At 71.2% G+C, this 16041-nt stretch carries 10 protein-coding genes; 7 read left to right on the top strand and 3 right to left on the bottom strand.

The genetic code is table 11. The features are described 5' to 3' along the window. Positions 1–6 precede the first annotated feature (6 nt). Together ABT127_RS10250 and ABT127_RS10255 are read right to left on the bottom strand one after the other, a co-directional pair. A complete protein-coding gene (locus ABT127_RS10250) occupies positions 7–2406 on the bottom strand; it encodes a beta-L-arabinofuranosidase domain-containing protein (protein ID WP_351446624.1) in 2400 nt (799 codons plus the stop codon). A gap of 67 nt (positions 2407–2473) precedes the next feature. Then, positions 2474–5113, bottom strand: coding sequence for a PA14 domain-containing protein (locus ABT127_RS10255; protein WP_351446627.1), 2640 nt, complete (start codon positions 5111–5113; stop codon positions 2474–2476). 190 nt (positions 5114–5303) lie between these two features. Between ABT127_RS10255 and ABT127_RS10260 the strand changes: the two genes are divergently transcribed. From ABT127_RS10260 to ABT127_RS10290, 7 genes are all read left to right on the top strand, one after another. Further along, complete coding sequence (locus tag ABT127_RS10260; RefSeq protein ID WP_351446630.1) at positions 5304–6320, top strand: LacI family DNA-binding transcriptional regulator; 1017 nt, start codon at positions 5304–5306, stop codon at positions 6318–6320. A 194-nt stretch (positions 6321–6514) separates the two neighbouring features. Then, positions 6515–7615 carry an ABC transporter substrate-binding protein gene (locus ABT127_RS10265; RefSeq protein WP_351446633.1) on the top strand — a complete coding sequence of 367 codons (1101 nt, stop codon included), beginning with the start codon at positions 6515–6517 and terminating at the stop codon, positions 7613–7615. A 1-nt stretch (position 7616) separates the two neighbouring features. Next, on the top strand, positions 7617–9143 hold the full coding sequence (locus ABT127_RS10270) for a sugar ABC transporter ATP-binding protein (RefSeq protein ID WP_351446636.1): 1527 nt from the start codon (positions 7617–7619) through the stop codon (positions 9141–9143). Further along, complete coding sequence (locus ABT127_RS10275) at positions 9136–10098, top strand: ABC transporter permease (RefSeq protein ID WP_351446639.1); 963 nt, start codon at positions 9136–9138, stop codon at positions 10096–10098. Before ABT127_RS10270 ends, ABT127_RS10275 begins: the two co-directional genes overlap by 8 nt. Beyond that, entirely contained in the window at positions 10095–11126 is a 1032-nt protein-coding gene (locus ABT127_RS10280) for an ABC transporter permease (protein ID WP_502971671.1), read from the top strand. The genes ABT127_RS10275 and ABT127_RS10280 overlap by 4 nt, the downstream gene beginning before the upstream one ends. A 79-nt stretch (positions 11127–11205) precedes the next feature. Further along, positions 11206–12165 carry an ATP-binding cassette domain-containing protein gene (locus ABT127_RS10285; protein WP_351446642.1) on the top strand — a complete coding sequence of 320 codons (960 nt, stop codon included), beginning with the start codon at positions 11206–11208 and terminating at the stop codon, positions 12163–12165. Then, entirely contained in the window at positions 12162–12947 is a 786-nt protein-coding gene (locus tag ABT127_RS10290; protein WP_351446645.1) for an ABC transporter permease, read from the top strand. Before ABT127_RS10285 ends, ABT127_RS10290 begins: the two co-directional genes overlap by 4 nt. Here the strand turns inward: ABT127_RS10290 and ABT127_RS10295 are convergent. Then, the gene (locus tag ABT127_RS10295; RefSeq protein ID WP_351446647.1) at positions 12928–16038 is read right to left on the bottom strand and encodes an ATP-binding protein; all 3111 of its coding nucleotides are present in this window, start codon (positions 16036–16038) and stop codon (positions 12928–12930) included. The genes ABT127_RS10290 and ABT127_RS10295 overlap by 20 nt on opposite strands. Positions 16039–16041: the final 3 nt, after the last annotated feature.

The following is a 16041-nucleotide window of genomic DNA, read 5'->3' on the forward strand; positions in this document are numbered from 1 at the left end:
GGCCCGTCAAGACGGCAGGCGCCACAGATGGTCCTCCGTCCCGTTGTCGGCGAACTGCACCACTTGTGCACTGTTGTTGGTGGACATCCCGTCGACGCCGAGGACCTTTCCGCTGTGCTCGTTGCGCAGCAGGAACCAGCCGTCACCCTTCTCGACGCGGGTCCACAGCAGGTCGGGGCGGCCGTTGCCGGAATCCTCGAACTGGACGACCCGCGCGCTGTCGGCGGTCGAGCTCCCCTCCACAGCGAGGTACTTCCCGCTCTGACCGTTGCGGATCCGCAGTCGGCCGTTCCCCGCGTCGAGCAGTTGCCAGGCGTGGTCCCCGGTGCCGGAGTTGTCGAACTGGACCACGCGGGCACCGTCGGCGGTGGACATGGAGTCGACGGCGAGGACCTTGCCGCTGTGCTTGTTCTGGATGCGGCGGTACGGCGGTTCGGGGGTCCACGGGTGGCCGTCCGGGGCCGCCGTCGGGAAGGACGTGATCCGCAGCCGGGCCGCGCCCATCGGCACGAGCGTCACGGTCTCGACGGCCGCGCGGCTGCGCGCGGGGCTGGGCTGGAGCGGCCCGACCACGTGCTCGTCGTCCGCGATCCACTCAGGCAGGCTCCGCGCCCGGGCCGCCAGGGTGAGCGGGGTGCCGTCCAGGGTGAACGGGTTGGCGGGGAGCGGGCCGGAGCGACGCCGCAGCGTGGGCGAACCACCGGGCACAAGGCCGTAGTTCCAGGTGGAGGCGGCGTGGACGTCGTACTCGGGGAAGGTGTCGGTGCCGCCGGTGCGGACGTACTTCTCGGCGATCTTCAGCGAGTAGGTGAGCGGCCCGTGGTCGACGCTGACACTGTCGTGGTTGCCGCTCCAGGTGCGCAGGGTGGTGCGCTGGGGCAGCCGCAGGGTGACGCGGTCGCCGTTCTTCCAGGTGCGGCGGATCTCGGCGAACGAGGGACCCGAACCGGCCGGTACCGTGCGCCCGTTGACGGCGAGACGCGGCTTCTCGCACCAGCCGGGGACGCGCAGCCGGAGGGGGAACGCGACGGGCTCGTCCACGCTCAGGGTCAGGGTGACGGTCTCGTCGAACGGGTAGTCGGTCTCCTCCCGTACGGTCACGGTGGCGTCCCCGATCCGGGTCTTCACCTCGCTCGGGGCGTACAGCGCGGCGGCGAGTCCGCCGTCCGGCGTCGCGAGCCACAGCTCCTCGGTGAAGTAGGGCCAGCCCATGCCGTAGTTGTGCGGGCAGCACCGGTACTGGTCGACGCCCGGCAGGTACGCCTGCATGGCGAAGCCGTTCTGGAACTGCCCGTCCGTCTTGCGGGAGTTGTCGAGGTCGACGCTGTTGGCACTGGTGACGTAGTGGATGGCCTTGCCCTGCGGGTCGAGGGACGCGGGCAGCATGTTGAAGGCCAGGTCCTCGCAGCGGTCGGCCCACACCGGGTCGCCGGTGATGCGGGTGAGCAGCTCGTGGCTGGCCATGAACTCGACGATGCCGCAGGTCTCGAAGCCCTGCCGCGGGTCGCCGAAGCCGGGCCTGACGTTCTCGTCGCCGGCGATGCCGCCGCCCGGGAACTGGCCGTAGTCGTGCAGGACCTGCTCGTACGTACGGTAGGTGGCCCGCACCAGGGCGTCGGTGTCACCGGTGGCCCATTGGGCGTACTGGGCGGGCTCCCTGAAGCCCTGGGCGATGTTCACGTTGTGCGGGGTGGGCAGGTCGCCGGTCCAGTCGGCGCCGTAGCGGTGCATCTTGTCGACCAGGCTGTTGAGGAACGCGTCGCCCGTGCGCTCGTACAGCCAGCGCGCGGTGTCGATGCCGTCGCCCCAGCGCACGGAGACCCAGCTGGAGTCGAAGGCGCCCTTGCCCTGCGCCTCCATGAACGTCAGGAAGCGGGTCAGGAACGGCACGATGCGTTCGTCGTGCGTGTACTCCTGGTAGGTGCGCAGCGCCATCAGCAGCGGCAGGAACGGCCAGAAGTCGGGGCCGCCGTTCAGGGAGGTGCGCAGGGCACGCGGGCCGAAGAAGCCGTCCGCCTCCTGGGTGGCGAGGATCGCGTCGATCCAGCGCTTGCAGGTGGCGAGCGCGCCGGCGTCCCGGGTGGCGATCGCGAGCGGGACGAATCCCCTGAGCCAGTAAGGGAGTTCTTCCCATCCGCCCAGTTCTGGGTGGACCCAGCCGCAGGTGTCCATGACGAGGAAGTGGGACGCCTCGGCGTAGCGGCCGCACAGTCCGGCGAGCTGGATCCTCAGCTGTTCGGCGAGCCAGCCCTTCGCGGTGATGCTGCCGACGGGGAGACGGGTGAGGGCGTCGGCGGCCGGGGCGGCCGCGGCAGCCCGCGCGGTGACGGCCGGCAGACCGCCGAACGCGGTGGCCGCGGAGACCACCGTCGCGGCCTGCAGCACGCCGCGTCGTGTCACTGTCATGAGTGTGCTCCCACGAGAGAGAAGGGGCGGGCCCGGCGATGCGGGCCCGCCCCGGGGGCGTACGGAATCAGGCGCAGTTCTGCACGGTCGCCTGCGAGGCGTCCTTGATCAGCTGCTGCTGGGCGTCGTGCAGGCGCTTCACGTCCGGCTTGACGACCCTGCGGTCGTAGGTGAGCAGGCCGTTCAGCTCGCCCTCCACGTCGGAGATCTGCGTGTAGACGGCGCCGTTGGAGCCCTGGCAGGCCAGCTTGTGGACCTCACCGAGCTTTTCGAGGTAGTCGTCCGTGTACGTCGCCGGGTCCACGTCGACGTAACTCTGCTGCACCGCCCAGGCATGGCCGGGCACGGCGAGGCCGAGGCCGCCGTACTCGCCGCTGACCAGGGCTCTCTTGCCGTCGGGGTGCGGCGGCAGGGCGGGGCTCGGGTAGCCGTGCTCGTCGATGATGTCGCCGGTGCCGCCGTCCCGGCCCAGGTTGATGCCGGACATGGAGTTGATCAGGCGGGTCGGGTCCCAGGACTTCGCCTGGTCGGCGAGGCGGGCCTCGTCGTACTGTCCCCAGCCCTCGTTGAGGGTGACCCACATGATGACCGACGGGTGGTTGTAGTGCTGGTCGATCATGACCTTCATCTCGCGCTCGAACTCGGCGCGGGCGGCCGTCGACGGGTTCGTGCCCGCCTCCATCGCCGGCATGTCCTGCCAGACGAGCAGGCCCAGCTTGTCGGCCCAGTAGAACCAGCGGTCGGGTTCGACCTTGATGTGCTTGCGGACGGAGTTGAAGCCCATCTGCTTGTGCATCTTCAGGTCGTACGCGAGGGCCTCGTCACTGGGTGCGGTGTACAGGCCGTCGGGCCAGAATCCCTGGTCGAGGGTGGCCATCATGAAGGTGGGCTTGCCGTTGAGAACGGTGCGCGGGGTGCCGTTCACGTTCTCGACCTTCACCGAGCGCATCCCGAAGTAGCTGCCGACCCGGTCGCCGCCGACGCTCACCTCGAGGTCGTAGAGGTAGGGGTCGTCGGGGGTCCACAGGCGCGGGTTCTTGATCTTGAGGGTGAGCGTTCCGCCGGAGGTTCCGGTGGCGGTGGCGACCTTGCGCTTGCCCGCGTACGCGGTGGCGGTCACCGGGAGACCGTCACGAACGCCCGTCGTCCCGACGGCCAGTTCGCTCTTCTCGACGCTCGGCGTGAGCTTGAGGTCGCTGACGTGGTCGGCGGCGACCGGCTCCATCCACACCGTCTGCCAGATACCCGACGACGGGGTGTACCAGATGCCGCTGGGGTCGGTGCGCTGCTTGCCCATCGGCGGGTTCTCGCCGTCCTTGGCGTCCGTCGGGTCGTAGACGCCGACGATCAGCTCCTGGGTGCGGCCCGGCTTCAGCGCGTCGGTGATGTCGGCGCTGAACTTGTCGTAGCCGCCCTTGTGGTCGGCGACCTTCTTGCCGTTGACGTAGACCTCGGACTGCCAGTCGACGGCGCCGAAGTTCAGCTGGAGGTGTTTGCCGCTCCCGATCTTCCAGCCGGCCGGGACCGTGAAGGTGCGCCGGTAGAACATGCGGTCCTCGTGGCGCTCGACGCCGGAGAGCTGGGACTCCACGGGGTAGGGCACGAGGATCTTCTCGCCGAGCTTCTTGCCGACGGGGACCGGGTCGCCCTTCGCGGCGCCCGCGAACTCCCAGGTGCCGTTGAGGTTCTGCCAGTCGTCGCGGGTGAGCTGGGGGCGCGGGTACTCGCGGTGGGCGTTGCCCGCCGTGACGTCGTCGCCCCACTTGGTGCTCAGCTCGTACGTGGAGTGGTTCGGGCCGCTCGACCAGAAGGTCCCGATGGCGGTGCCGTCGCTCCCGGTCAGACCGCCCTTGCCGTCGTAGGTGACGTCGGCGAGACCGTCGGCGTCGCCCTGCTTGTTGCCGACGACCGGTTCCTTCAGGCCCACGACGAGGGCCCTCGGGTCGTTCGGGTCGGCCTTGACCCTGCTCAGCGGCCACTTCGCGCCGCCGACGACGGCCGACAGGTGGTCGCCGACGTCGCCCGGCACCTTGCCGAGCTTCTGCGCGAAGTCCAGCTTGAGGGTGCGGCCGTCGCCCAGGACGGTGGTGCCGATGGCGCCGTCGTACTTCCAGTCGTCGGGCAGCCGGAACGCGGAGGACGGGATCGCCTCCTTGGCCTCGCCCGGCTCGGTCCAGCGCAGGTGCAGGTTCGAGCCGCCGAAGTGCTCGAAGTACTCCACCTTGATGTCGACCGCCTTGTCGGCGGTCAGCTCGACGGGCGCGGAGGTCTGCTCCTTGTCCCAGTCGTCGACCCAGTGGTCGACGACGAGCTTGCCGTCGACCCAGAGCCGGAATCCGTTGTCCCCGATGAGGGAAAACGTTGTCATGCCGGACTTCTCCGGGACGAGCTTTCCGGTCCAGCGGACGTTCGCGTCGTCGGCGCTGCCGGTGGCGGCCTGGAGACGGGAATCCAGACTGCCGAAATCGATCTGCGGGTCGAAACCGGTGGCCTTCAGCGTGTCGAAGTCGAAGGCGCCGGGGGCGGATTGGGTGTAGTACTCCCCCTTGAGCCCGTGCGGGACCACGGGTTCGTCGGCGGTGGTCTGCGCGGCCTTCGCCGTGCCGGCCGTGGCGTGCGGTGCCACGGAGAGCGCGGTGAGTCCAAGTGCCGCGGTGATCAGCAGGGCCAGCGGTCGGCCCCGGTGTCTGAAGCTACTGGTGCGCACGGATCCTCCTGGTATGGAACGCGGGTGACGCGTCGAGGAAGGGTGGCGGCTCGCCGCTCTAGTCGGTACAACTCGTTTGTACATCGTTGGAAAGAACGGCAGTTGGCATGACAGCACGCGTCCCCGCGTGCTGTCCAGGGTCATGACAAGCGCGTCCGAAGAGCGGGCGCGGTGAGCCGAAGGAGATTCCGTGCGGGTGAGCCTGAAGGATGTCGCGGAACGCGCGGGCGTCTCGATCAAGACCGTTTCGAACGTCGTGAACAACTATCAGCACGTCACGCCCGCCATGCGGGCCCGGGTGCAGGAGGCCATCGACGAGCTGGGCTACCGGCCGAACCTGACCGCCCGCAACCTGCGCAAAGGCCGTACGGGGATCATCGCGCTCGCCCTGCCCGAGCTGGGCAACCCGTACTTCGCCGAGCTGGCCGGCGCGGTGATCGACGCCGCCGCCGAGCACGACGTGACCGTGCTGCTCGACCACACCCGGGGCGAGCGCCAGCAGGAGCTGCTGGTCAGCCAGGGCTTCCGGGCCCGGGTGATCGACGGTCTGATCCTCAGCCCGCTGGAGCTGGAGGCGGACGACCTGCGCGGCCGGGACGGGGACGAGGTGCCGATGGTGCTGCTCGGCGAGCGCGAGTACGGCCTGCCGTACGACCACATCGCCATCGACAACGTCGCCGCGGCCCGCACCGCGGTGCGCCATCTCATCGGCCGGGGCCGCACCCGGATCGCCTACCTGGGCGAACGCACCGACTCGGCGAACCAGCCGGCCCGGCTGCGACTGGCGGGCTGGCGCGAGGAGTTGACGGGCGCGGGGCTGCCCGCCCCGGAGACGCTGGTGGGCGCGACCGGTGGCTGGGACCGCGGGGACGGGGCCGAGGCGATGGCCCGGATGCTGGACTCCGGGGTCCGGCCCGACGCGGTGTTCGCGTACAACGACCTGGTGGCGATCGGGGCGATGCGGGTGCTGCACGAGCGGGGCCTGCGGGTTCCGTGGGACGTGGCGGTGGTCGGGTTCGACGACATCGCGGAGGGCCGGTTCGGGGCGGTCACGCTGACCACGATCTCGCCCGACAAGCTGGCCATCGCCCGGCTCGCGGTGCAGTCGCTCCTGGACCGCCTGGAGCGCCCCGCCGAGCAGGTCGGACGCGAACTGACCGCGGAGTTCCGGCTGGTGGAACGGGAGAGCACCCTGGGGCGGCGCTGACACCGGATCGTCACCCGCGCCGGAACCCGTCGTTGCGCGAACCCTTTACAGGGTCCTTCCAACGATGTAAAAACCTCCCCTGTACCGCCGATCCATCTCTCGATCCGACCGGTCGAACACTCAGCCATCGCACCAGCCGACCCACCCCGTTGCCGCGTATCCGCGCCGGGCCGTGCCGTTTTGGGGACCTGAACATGACGCAGACCGTGCTCCACCGTCGCCGTACCTCCGCCCGGGCCCTGTTCGCCGCCGGCCTCGTCGCGAGCCTCGCGCTCGCCACCGGCTGCGCCAAGTCGGAGGACGACAACTCCAGCTCCGACAAGGCCAGCTCCAGCGCCAAGGGGGACGCCGGGCAGGAGGTCGCCTCGTCCGGCACCGGCAAGACCTGTGACGTCGCCGCGTTCGGCGGCAAGAAGCTCGACCTCAAGGGCGCCACCGTGGGCTTCTCCCAGTCCGAGAAGGAGGCCAACCCGTTCCGTATCGCGGAGACGGCGTCCATCAAGGCGGAGGCGAGCAAGCGCGGCATCAAGCTGCTCACGGCGAACGCCCAGTCGCAGTTCTCCAAGCAGATCAGCGACGTCCAGGACCTCATCGCCAAGGGCGCGGACCTGCTGGTCATCGCCCCGCTGAACTCCGACGGCTGGGAGCCCGTGCTGCGCGCGGCGGGCGCCAAGCACATACCGATCATCACCGTCGACCGCAAGATCAACGCGACGGCCTGCAAGGACTACGTGTCCTTCATCGGCTCGGACTTCGTCGAGCAGGGCAAGCGGGCGGCCGACCAGATGATCGAGGCGACCGGCGGCAAGGGCACCATCGCGATCCTGCTCGGCGCCGCGGGCAACAACGTCACCACCGAGCGCACCAAGGGCTTCGAGGACCAGATCAAGGCGAAGGCACCGGGCCTGAAGGTCGTCTTCAAGCAGACCGGCGAGTTCGCCCGTGAGAAGGGCCAGGCGGTCACCGAGCAGCTCATCCAGTCCAAGCCGGACATCACCGGGATCTACGCCGAGAACGACGAGATGGGTCTCGGTGCCGTCAACGCCCTCAAGGGCGCGGGCAAGAAGGCCGGCGCCGTGAAGATCGTGACGGTGGACGGCACGCGGAACGCGGTGCAGGGCATCGTCGACGGCTGGATCTCCGGCGTCATCGAGTCCAACCCGCGCTTCGGTCCCCTCGCCTTCCAGACGCTGGACTCGTTCACCAAGGGCGACAAGGTCGGCCAGGACATCGTCATCAAGGACAGCGCCTACACGAAGGACAACGCCAAGACGGACCTCGACAAGGCGTTCTGACATGCTGTCAGTGAAGAATCTCAGCAAGACGTTCCCCGGCGTGCGCGCCCTCGACGGTGTCGACTTCACCGCGCGCGCCGGGGAGGTGCACGCGCTCATCGGGGAGAACGGGGCGGGCAAGTCCACGCTCATCAAGGTGCTCACCGGCGTGTACCGGCCGGACCCGGACGCCGGGGAACTCGCCTACGACGGTGCGCCGGTCAGCTTCGCCACGCCGCTCGACGCCCAGCACGCGGGCATCTCCACGATCTACCAGGAGGTCAATCTCGTCCCCCTGATGAGCGTGGCGCGCAATCTCTTCCTCGGCCGTGAGCCGCGCGGCCGGCTCGGCCTGATCGACTTCCGGCGGATGCACCGGGAGGCGGACGCGGCGCTGCGCGAGCTGGGCGTGCGGGTGGACGTGCAGCGTCCGCTGCGCGAACTCGGCGTCGGCGCACAGCAGATGGTCGCCCTGGCGCGTGCGGTCTCGGTCGACGCGAAGGTCGTCATCATGGACGAGCCGACGTCGTCGCTGGAGCCGCGCGAGGTGCAGACCCTGTTCGGGGTGATCCGGATGCTGCGCGAGCGGGGCATCGCGGTCGTCTACGTCAGCCACCGGCTCGACGAGCTGTACGAGGTGTGCGACACGGTCACCGTGCTGCGCGACGGCAAGGTCGTGCACACGGGGAACCTCGCCGACCTGGACCGGCTCGCCCTGGTGTCGCTGATGCTCGGCCGCGCCATCGGCGACGTGCAGGACGAGGGACTGACCAAGTTCTCCGGCGAGCACGACGCGGCGGCCGAACCGGTGCTGCGGGCCGAGGAGCTGACGGCCCGCCACCAGTTGCACGGAGTGTCGATCGAGGTGCGGCCCGGGGAGGTCGTCGGGCTCGGCGGGCTGCTCGGTTCGGGGCGCAGCGAGACCGCGAAGGCGATCGCCGGCGCGTTGCCGACGGACAGCGGCCGGGTCGTCGTGGCCGGCGCCCGGGTCCGTACGGGGTCCACCCCGGCGGCGATCCGGGCGGGCATCAGCCTGCTGCCCGAGGACCGCAAGGCCGAGGGGATCGTGCCGGGGCTCTCGGTGCGGGAGAACATCGCACTCGCCGCACTGCCGGGCCTGTCCCGGTTCGGCCTGGTCGACGAGGGACGGATCGACAAGATCGTCGACACGTTCGTGAAGCGGCTCCACATCAAGGCGTCGGGCCCGCACCAGAAGGTCGGCGAGCTGTCGGGCGGCAACCAGCAGAAGGTGCTGCTCGCCCGCTGGCTGGCGATGAACCCGAAGGTGCTGCTGCTCGACGAGCCGACGCGCGGCATCGACGTCGGTGCCAAGGCCGAGGTGCAGAAGCTCATCGACGAGCTGGCGGACGACGGTCTCGGTGTGCTGCTGATCTCCTCCGACATGGAGGAGCTGATCGAGGGCTCGGACCGGGTCGTCGTCCTGAAGGACGGCGCGGTGGTCGCCGAGCTCACCGGAGACGCGGTCACGGAGGATCGTCTGATGCGCGCGATCGCCGCAACTCCCTCCGAAGGGAAGCACGTTGAGTGAACTGACCCTGGGCAGGGCCGGTGTCGACCGCGACCGGCTGCTGCGCCTCCTCCAGGACTACGGCGTGTACGCCGGTGTCGCGGTCCTGCTGCTGGTGAACATCGCGTTCACCCCGCACTTCCTGTCGACGGAGAACTTCCGCACCCAGGCCGTGCAGGTGGCGCCGGTGCTGATCGTGGCGCTCGGCATGGCGCTCGCCATCGGCAGCGAGGGCGTGGACCTGTCGGTCGGCTCGGTAATGGCGCTCGCCACGTCCGTCGTCTCCCTCTACCTGGGCTACGGCCCGCTGATCGCCGTCGTGGCGGCGCTCGTCGGCGGGGCCCTGGTGGGCGTCGCGAACGGGGCGCTGGTGGCGTTCATCGGCGTCCAGCCCATCGTCGCCACGCTGGCGCTGATGGTCGCCGGGCGCGGTCTCGCCCTCGTCCTGCTGCCCCAGCTGAAGGACGTACGGGATCCGGGGCTGCGCTCGCTCGGCACCGGTGACGTGCTCGGCATCCCCTATCTGGTGCTGATCGCGGCGGCGCTGGCGCTGCTGGTCGCCTTCGTCGTGCGGCGCACCACGTTCGGCCGGCAGTTGCTGGCCATCGGGGACAGCCGGCCGGCCGCGCAGCTCGCGGGACTTCCGGTGCGCCGGGTCCTCATCCTCGTCTACGTCGCGTCGGGCGTCCTCGCGGCGATCGCCGGTGTGCTGGCGACGGCTCGGCTGACCGCGAGCGACCCGACGTCGCTCGGCAATCTGATGGAACTCTCGGCGATCACCGCGGTGGTGGTCGGCGGTACACCGCTCACCGGCGGCCGGGTGCGGATCGGCGGCACGGTCGCGGGCGCGGTGCTGATCCAGCTGCTCACGGCCACGCTCATCAAGCACGACCTGCCGCCGTCGTGGACACAGATCGCGCAGGCCGTGGTGATCGTGCTCGCCGTCTACGCGGCCAGGGAGCGGGGGAAGCGATGACGATGACTGACTCCACGACGGCCAAGACGGCCGGGCCGTCCGGGACGGCCGAGGACGAACCGCTCGGCGCGACACGGGCGGAGCGGCTGAGCGCGCTCGCCCAGCAGCACGGCGCCCTGGTCACGCTGGTGATCGCGGTGATCGTCGCGTCGCTCTCCTTCGACACGTTCCTGACCGGGGACAACCTGGAGAACATGGCGCTGTCGTCGGCGTTCCTCGCGGTCGTGGCGCTCGGCATGACGTTCGTGATCGTCACCGGTGGCATCGATCTGTCGGTCGGGTCACTGTTCGCGCTCGGCGGGGTGCTCGCCGCGTGGGGCTCGCAGTACGGGACGGTCGTGGCGCTGCTGCTGCCGCTCGCGGTGTGCGGGCTGATCGGCCTGGTGAACGGGCTGCTCATCGCACGCTCCCGGCTGGCCCCGTTCATCGTGACGCTGGCGGCGATGCTCGGTGCGCGCGGGCTGCTGCTCGCGATCACCGACGAGGGTTCGACCACGTATCTCGTCGACAAGTCCACGTTCTTCGCGACGCTCGGCCAGGGCAAGCTGCTCGGGATCGGCGTGCCGGTGTGGATCACGCTGGCGCTGTTCGTGGCCGGTGCGGTCGTTCTTCGCCGCAGCCGCTTCGGACAGTACGTGTACGCGGTCGGAGGCAACGAGGACGCGGCGGCCCTGATGGGTGCGCCGGTGGCCCGGACGAAGATCGGTGTGTACACGGTGTCGGGGCTGTGCGCGGGCCTCGCCGGTGCGCTGAACGCGGCGTGGCTGGTGTCCGGCGTGACCATCCTCGGCTCCGGCATGGAGCTGGAGGCGATCTCGGCGGTCGTCATCGGCGGCACGCTCCTGACGGGCGGCTTCGGGTTCATCAGCGGGTCGCTCGTCGGCGTCCTGCTGCTGAAGGTCATCCAGAACGTGATCAACCAGATCGGTTCGCTGGACTCCGCGTACCAGCAGGTGGTCAGCGGCGCGTTCCTGGCTGTCGTGGTGATCGCACAGACCTGGCTCGGGAGGCGTCGACGGGTGCTGTGAGCAGCGGTTTCACCGGTTTCACCGGCACTGAAACCGGTGTGAAGCCGCGTTGAGAGCGTCGTGCCGCACGCTCTGCGGCATGACGACAACGACCAGGCCGCCGCTCGCGGTGGCGGCACACGGGCTCCACAAGTCCTTCGGCGACAAGGTGGTGCTCGACGGCATCGACCTGACGGTGCCGGAGGGCACGATCTTCTCCCTGCTCGGGCCGAACGGCGCGGGCAAGACCACCGCCGTCAACATCCTCTCGACGCTGCTGCGCGCCGACGCCGGCGAGCTGCGGGTCGGCGGCCACGACGTGACCGCCGACCCGCAGGCCGTACGGTCCGTGATCGGGGTGACCGGGCAGTTCTCGGCCGTGGACGGGCTGATCACCGGTGAGGAGAACATGCTCCTCATGGCGGATCTGCACCATCTGTCCAAGGCGGAGGGCCGCCGGGTCGCCGCCGAACTGCTGGCGCGCTTCGACCTGGTGGAGGCGGCGAAGAAGCCTGCCTCGACGTACTCGGGCGGCATGAAGCGGCGCCTCGACATCGCCATGACGCTGGTCGGCAGCCCGCGGATCATCTTCCTCGACGAGCCCACCACCGGTCTCGATCCGCGCAGCCGCCACACCATGTGGGGCATCATCCGCGAGCTGGTCCGCGACGGCGTCACCGTCTTCCTCACCACGCAGTACCTGGAGGAGGCGGACGAACTCGCCGACCGCATCGCGGTGCTGCACGACGGGCGGATCGCCGCCGAGGGCACCGCCGACGAACTCAAGCGGATCGTCCCGGGCGGCCACGTCCGGCTGCGCTTCACCGACCCCGACGCCCACCGGTCGGCCGCCGTCGCCCTGCGCGAGGCCACCCGCGACGACGAGGCGCTCACCCTGCAGATCCCCAGCGACGGCAGCCAGCGCGAACTCCGCGCCATTCTCGACTGGCTGGACGCGGCCGGCGTCGAGGCCGACGAACTGACCGTGCACACGCCGGACCTGGACGACGTGTTCTTCGCCCTGACCAGCACCGACCAGCCGAAGGAGACCGTGCGATGAGCGCCCTGACCCTCGCCGTCCGTGACACGCGGACCATGCTGCGCCGCAACCTGCTGCACGCCCGCCGCTACCCGTCGATGACGCTGAACCTGCTGCTCACGCCGATCATGCTGCTCCTGCTGTTCGTGTACATCTTCGGCGACGTGATGAGCGCGGGCATCGGCGGCCACGACCGCTCCGACTACATCGCCTACATCGTCCCCGGCATCCTGATGATGACCATCGGCGGCACGGTGATCGGGGCGGCGGTGTCCGTCGCCACCGACATGACCGAGGGCATCATCGCCCGGTTCCGCACCATGGCCGTCTTCCGCGGTTCGGTGCTCATCGGACACGTCGTCGGCTGTGTGCTGCAGTGCGTGGCGAGCGTGGTCCTCGTCGGCGCCGTGGCCGTGGCCATCGGGTTCCGGTCGCACGACGCGACGGTCCTGGAGTGGCTGGCGGCGTTCGGGCTGCTCGTGCTCTTCTCGCTCGCCCTGACCTGGATCGCGGTCGGCATGGGGCTGGCCAGCCCCAACCCGGAGGCGGCGGCCAACAGCGCGCAGCCGCTGATCCTCCTGCCGCTGATCTCCAGCGCCTTCATCCCGGCGGACACGATGCCGGGCTGGTTCCGGCCGATCGCCGAGTACCAGCCGTTCACCCCGGCGATCGAGACGCTGCGCGGTCTGCTGCTCGGTACGGAGATCGGTCACAACTGGTGGATCGCGCTGGTCTGGTGCGTCGCGCTGGCCGCGCTCGGACACCGCTGGGCGACGGCGTCCTTCAACCGCGACCCGAAGTGAGGGTACGGGCCGCGTCCCCCAGTTCGTCCCGCTCCAGGGCGGCGTACGCCGACACCGCGTCGGTGAACGCCGCCCTGTCGGCGTGCTCGGCCGCCCGCCGGGCCCGCTCCGCGGACATCGTGGGCTGGAACTCACGCCCCACCCCGAGCCGTTCGGCCAGCGCGATCATCCGCACGGCGCGCGCGGCGTCGGACCCGATCGCCGCGAGGCCGAGCGCGTGCAGCACGGGGCCGAGCACGTACAGGTCCCCCGGCGAACAGACCGGAGCGGAGAGCGCCGTACGCAGCCACTGCCGCAGCCTGCCGAGCGTCATGGCGACGGGGTCGAGCCGGTCGGCGTGGGCGTGCGCGGTCACCGACACCGACTGCACCACCAGGGCCCACGGTTCGAACGCCACCGCGTCGCTGTGCCGGGCCCCGGCGGCGAGCATCTGCTCCACGGCGCCGCGCCACAGTCCGAGTCCGACCTCGGTGAGCCCGCGGGCCAGGGCGATCTCGGCACGTCCGGCCAGGTCGGGCCGGTAGTAGGCGTCCTGCTGATGGGTGGTGTCCTGCTCCGTGCGGCGCAGCCAGTACTCGGCCTCGTCGGGGTCCGCGCGTTGCAGGCAGGCGAGGACCAGGTGCCAGCGGATGAAGATGTAGTCGTGCCCGTCGTTCAGTCGCGGCACCACCGCGAGCACCGCCTGGAGGTGCTCGTACGCCTCGTCGCCGCGTCCCGTGCGCAGATACAGCTCGCTCAGCCGGGAGTGGGCCATGAGCTGCACGGACGGGTTGTCGGCCGGGGCCAGTTCGGTGAGCATTCGGTGGGCCGAGGCGATCGCGCGGTCGAGGTCGTGCGCGTGCTCCCAGACGTACGTGGCGATGCCCTCGGCGATCCCGGCGACCAGGGGCTGTCTGTCGGCGCAGAGCCGGCGCAGCGCGGCATGGTCGGGCGGCCGCATCTCGGGGACCGCGCTCAGCACGGCGGCGGTGGCGCGCAGCAGGGTGTCCGGCGGGGCCGCGGGCAGGCGGCGCAGCGCGACGAGCTGGCGGACGGCGCTGACGCCCGACCCCATGAGCAGGGCGGCGACGCACAGCACGGCCGCGGCGCGGGCGACCTCGACCCGCTCGGGCGCGGGCCGGTAGTGGGAGAGCAGGGGGCCGGTGTCGGCGGCGAGCAGGGCGAGGCGGGGGTAGTTGGCGTCGTTGGACCACAGGGTGGCGAGGACGGCGGTCAGCGCGGCGACGGTGGGGCCGTCCTCGCGGGCGAGGGCGTGCCGCAGGGCGAGCACGAGGTTGTCCTGCTCGGCCTTGATCCGCTCCCAGCCGGGCAGCGGCTCCGAGCCGAAGATCACGTCGTGGTGCGCCTCCCCGAACTCCCGCGCCCAGGTGAGGAGCAGGCCGACGGCGTGCTCGTCCTCGCCCGCCTCGGCGCGTCGGGCCGCGCTGAACTCCCGTACGGTCTCCAGCATCCGGAACCGCACTCCGGCCGGGGTGTCGGCGGCGGTGACGAGGGACTGCCCGGCCAGCTCCTCCAGCAGGAACAGGGCGTCGTCGCCCAGGACCCGGTCCGCCGCCTCGCCGAGGAAGCCGCCGGGGAGGACGGAGAGGGTGCGCAGCGCGGCGCGGGCTTCCTCGGCGAGGAGGTTCCAGCTCCACTCGACGACGGCGTGCAGGGTGCGGTGGCGTTCCGGGGCGTCGCGGGCTCCGCCGCGCAGCAGGGCGAAGCGGTCGCCGAGGCGGCGGGCGATCTCGGGTACGGACAGGGCGCGGACCCGCGCGGCGGCCAGCTCCACGGCGAGGGGCAGCCCGTCGAGGTGGCGGCAGAGCGCGGCCACGTCGTCGGGCGGCAGCTCGACGCCGGGCCGGGCGGCACGGGCGCGCTGGGTGAACAGCTCGACGGAGGTGGCGAGTTCGAGCTCGGGCAGTGCGTACACGGCCTCGGACGTCAGGCCGAGCGGGGCCCGGCTGGTGGTGAGGATCCGCAGGTCCTTCGAGGACGAGACGAGGGCCTGTACGAGGTCGGCGGCGCCCCGCACGACCTGTTCGCAGTTGTCCAGGACCAGCAGGGCGGGGCCGGGGCCGAGCGCGGCGACGATGCCGGGGACCGGGTCGGACGGCGACGGCGCGGTCGGGGCGCTGCCCGCGCCGAGGGCGGAGGCCACTTCGGCGGCGACGTCCGGGTCGGCCGAGACACCGGCCAGCGGTACGAAGTGGACGACGCGCTGGGTGGCCAGGCGGCTGACGGCGTGCGCGAGCCGGGTCTTGCCGAGGCCGCCGGGGCCGACGACGGTGACGGCGCGGGAGCCGGTCAGGAGCGCCCGCACCGCCGCGATGTCGTCGTCCCGGCCGAGCAGCCGGTTCGGCTCGTGGGGGACGCCGTGCCGCACGGCGGGCGCCTCCCCGGACAGCAACTCCTGCTGAATCGACTTCAGTTGCGGCCCCGGATCGGTGCCGAGCGCGTCGCGGAGCGCACGGCGGTGGGCCTCGTAGCGGGTCAGCGCCGCGGAGGGACCCGCGATGGCCGCCTCACCGCGCAGCAGTTCGGCGAGGACCTCCTCGTCGTGCGGGTGCCGGGCGGCGGTCTCGGCGAGCGGCTCCGCGGCCTCGGTGTGGCGGCCGAGCCGGGCCAGCGCGAGGGCCCGGGCGCGGGCGAGCGCGGTGCGGACCGGGGCGCGCTCGCCGCGCAGCGCCGCGACCGGGTCGTCGCCGCTGTCGTCGGGAGCGGCTTCCCAGAGGGCGAGCCCCGCCTCGGCGGCGGCCAGCGCCCCGGTGTGGTCCCCCGCCCTGGCCCGGTCGGCGCTCGCGGCGGCGTGCAGGAGCAGGGCAGAGCTGTCGATGCGGTCGTCGGCGAGGGCGAGCCGGTAGCCGGTCGGGGTGCTCGCGATGACGTCGGCGCCCAACTGTGCCCGGGCCCGGGAGACCAGGACCTGCACCGCCTTGCCCGGCCGCTCGGGCAGGTCGTCCGGCCACAGGCCGGAGACGAGTCGCTCGGTGCTGCAACCGGCGCGCGGCTCGCCCGCGAGCAGCGCGAGGAGCCCGCGCAGCCGGGGCGCGGTGATCTCCTGTCCGCGCCAGGCCACGCGCGGGAGCAGGATCAGGTCACAGGTCACGCG

Origin of the sequence: Streptomyces sp. NPDC001904 (assembly GCF_040297005.1) — a bacterium.
Taxonomy (GTDB): Bacteria; Actinomycetota; Actinomycetes; order Streptomycetales; family Streptomycetaceae; genus Streptomyces.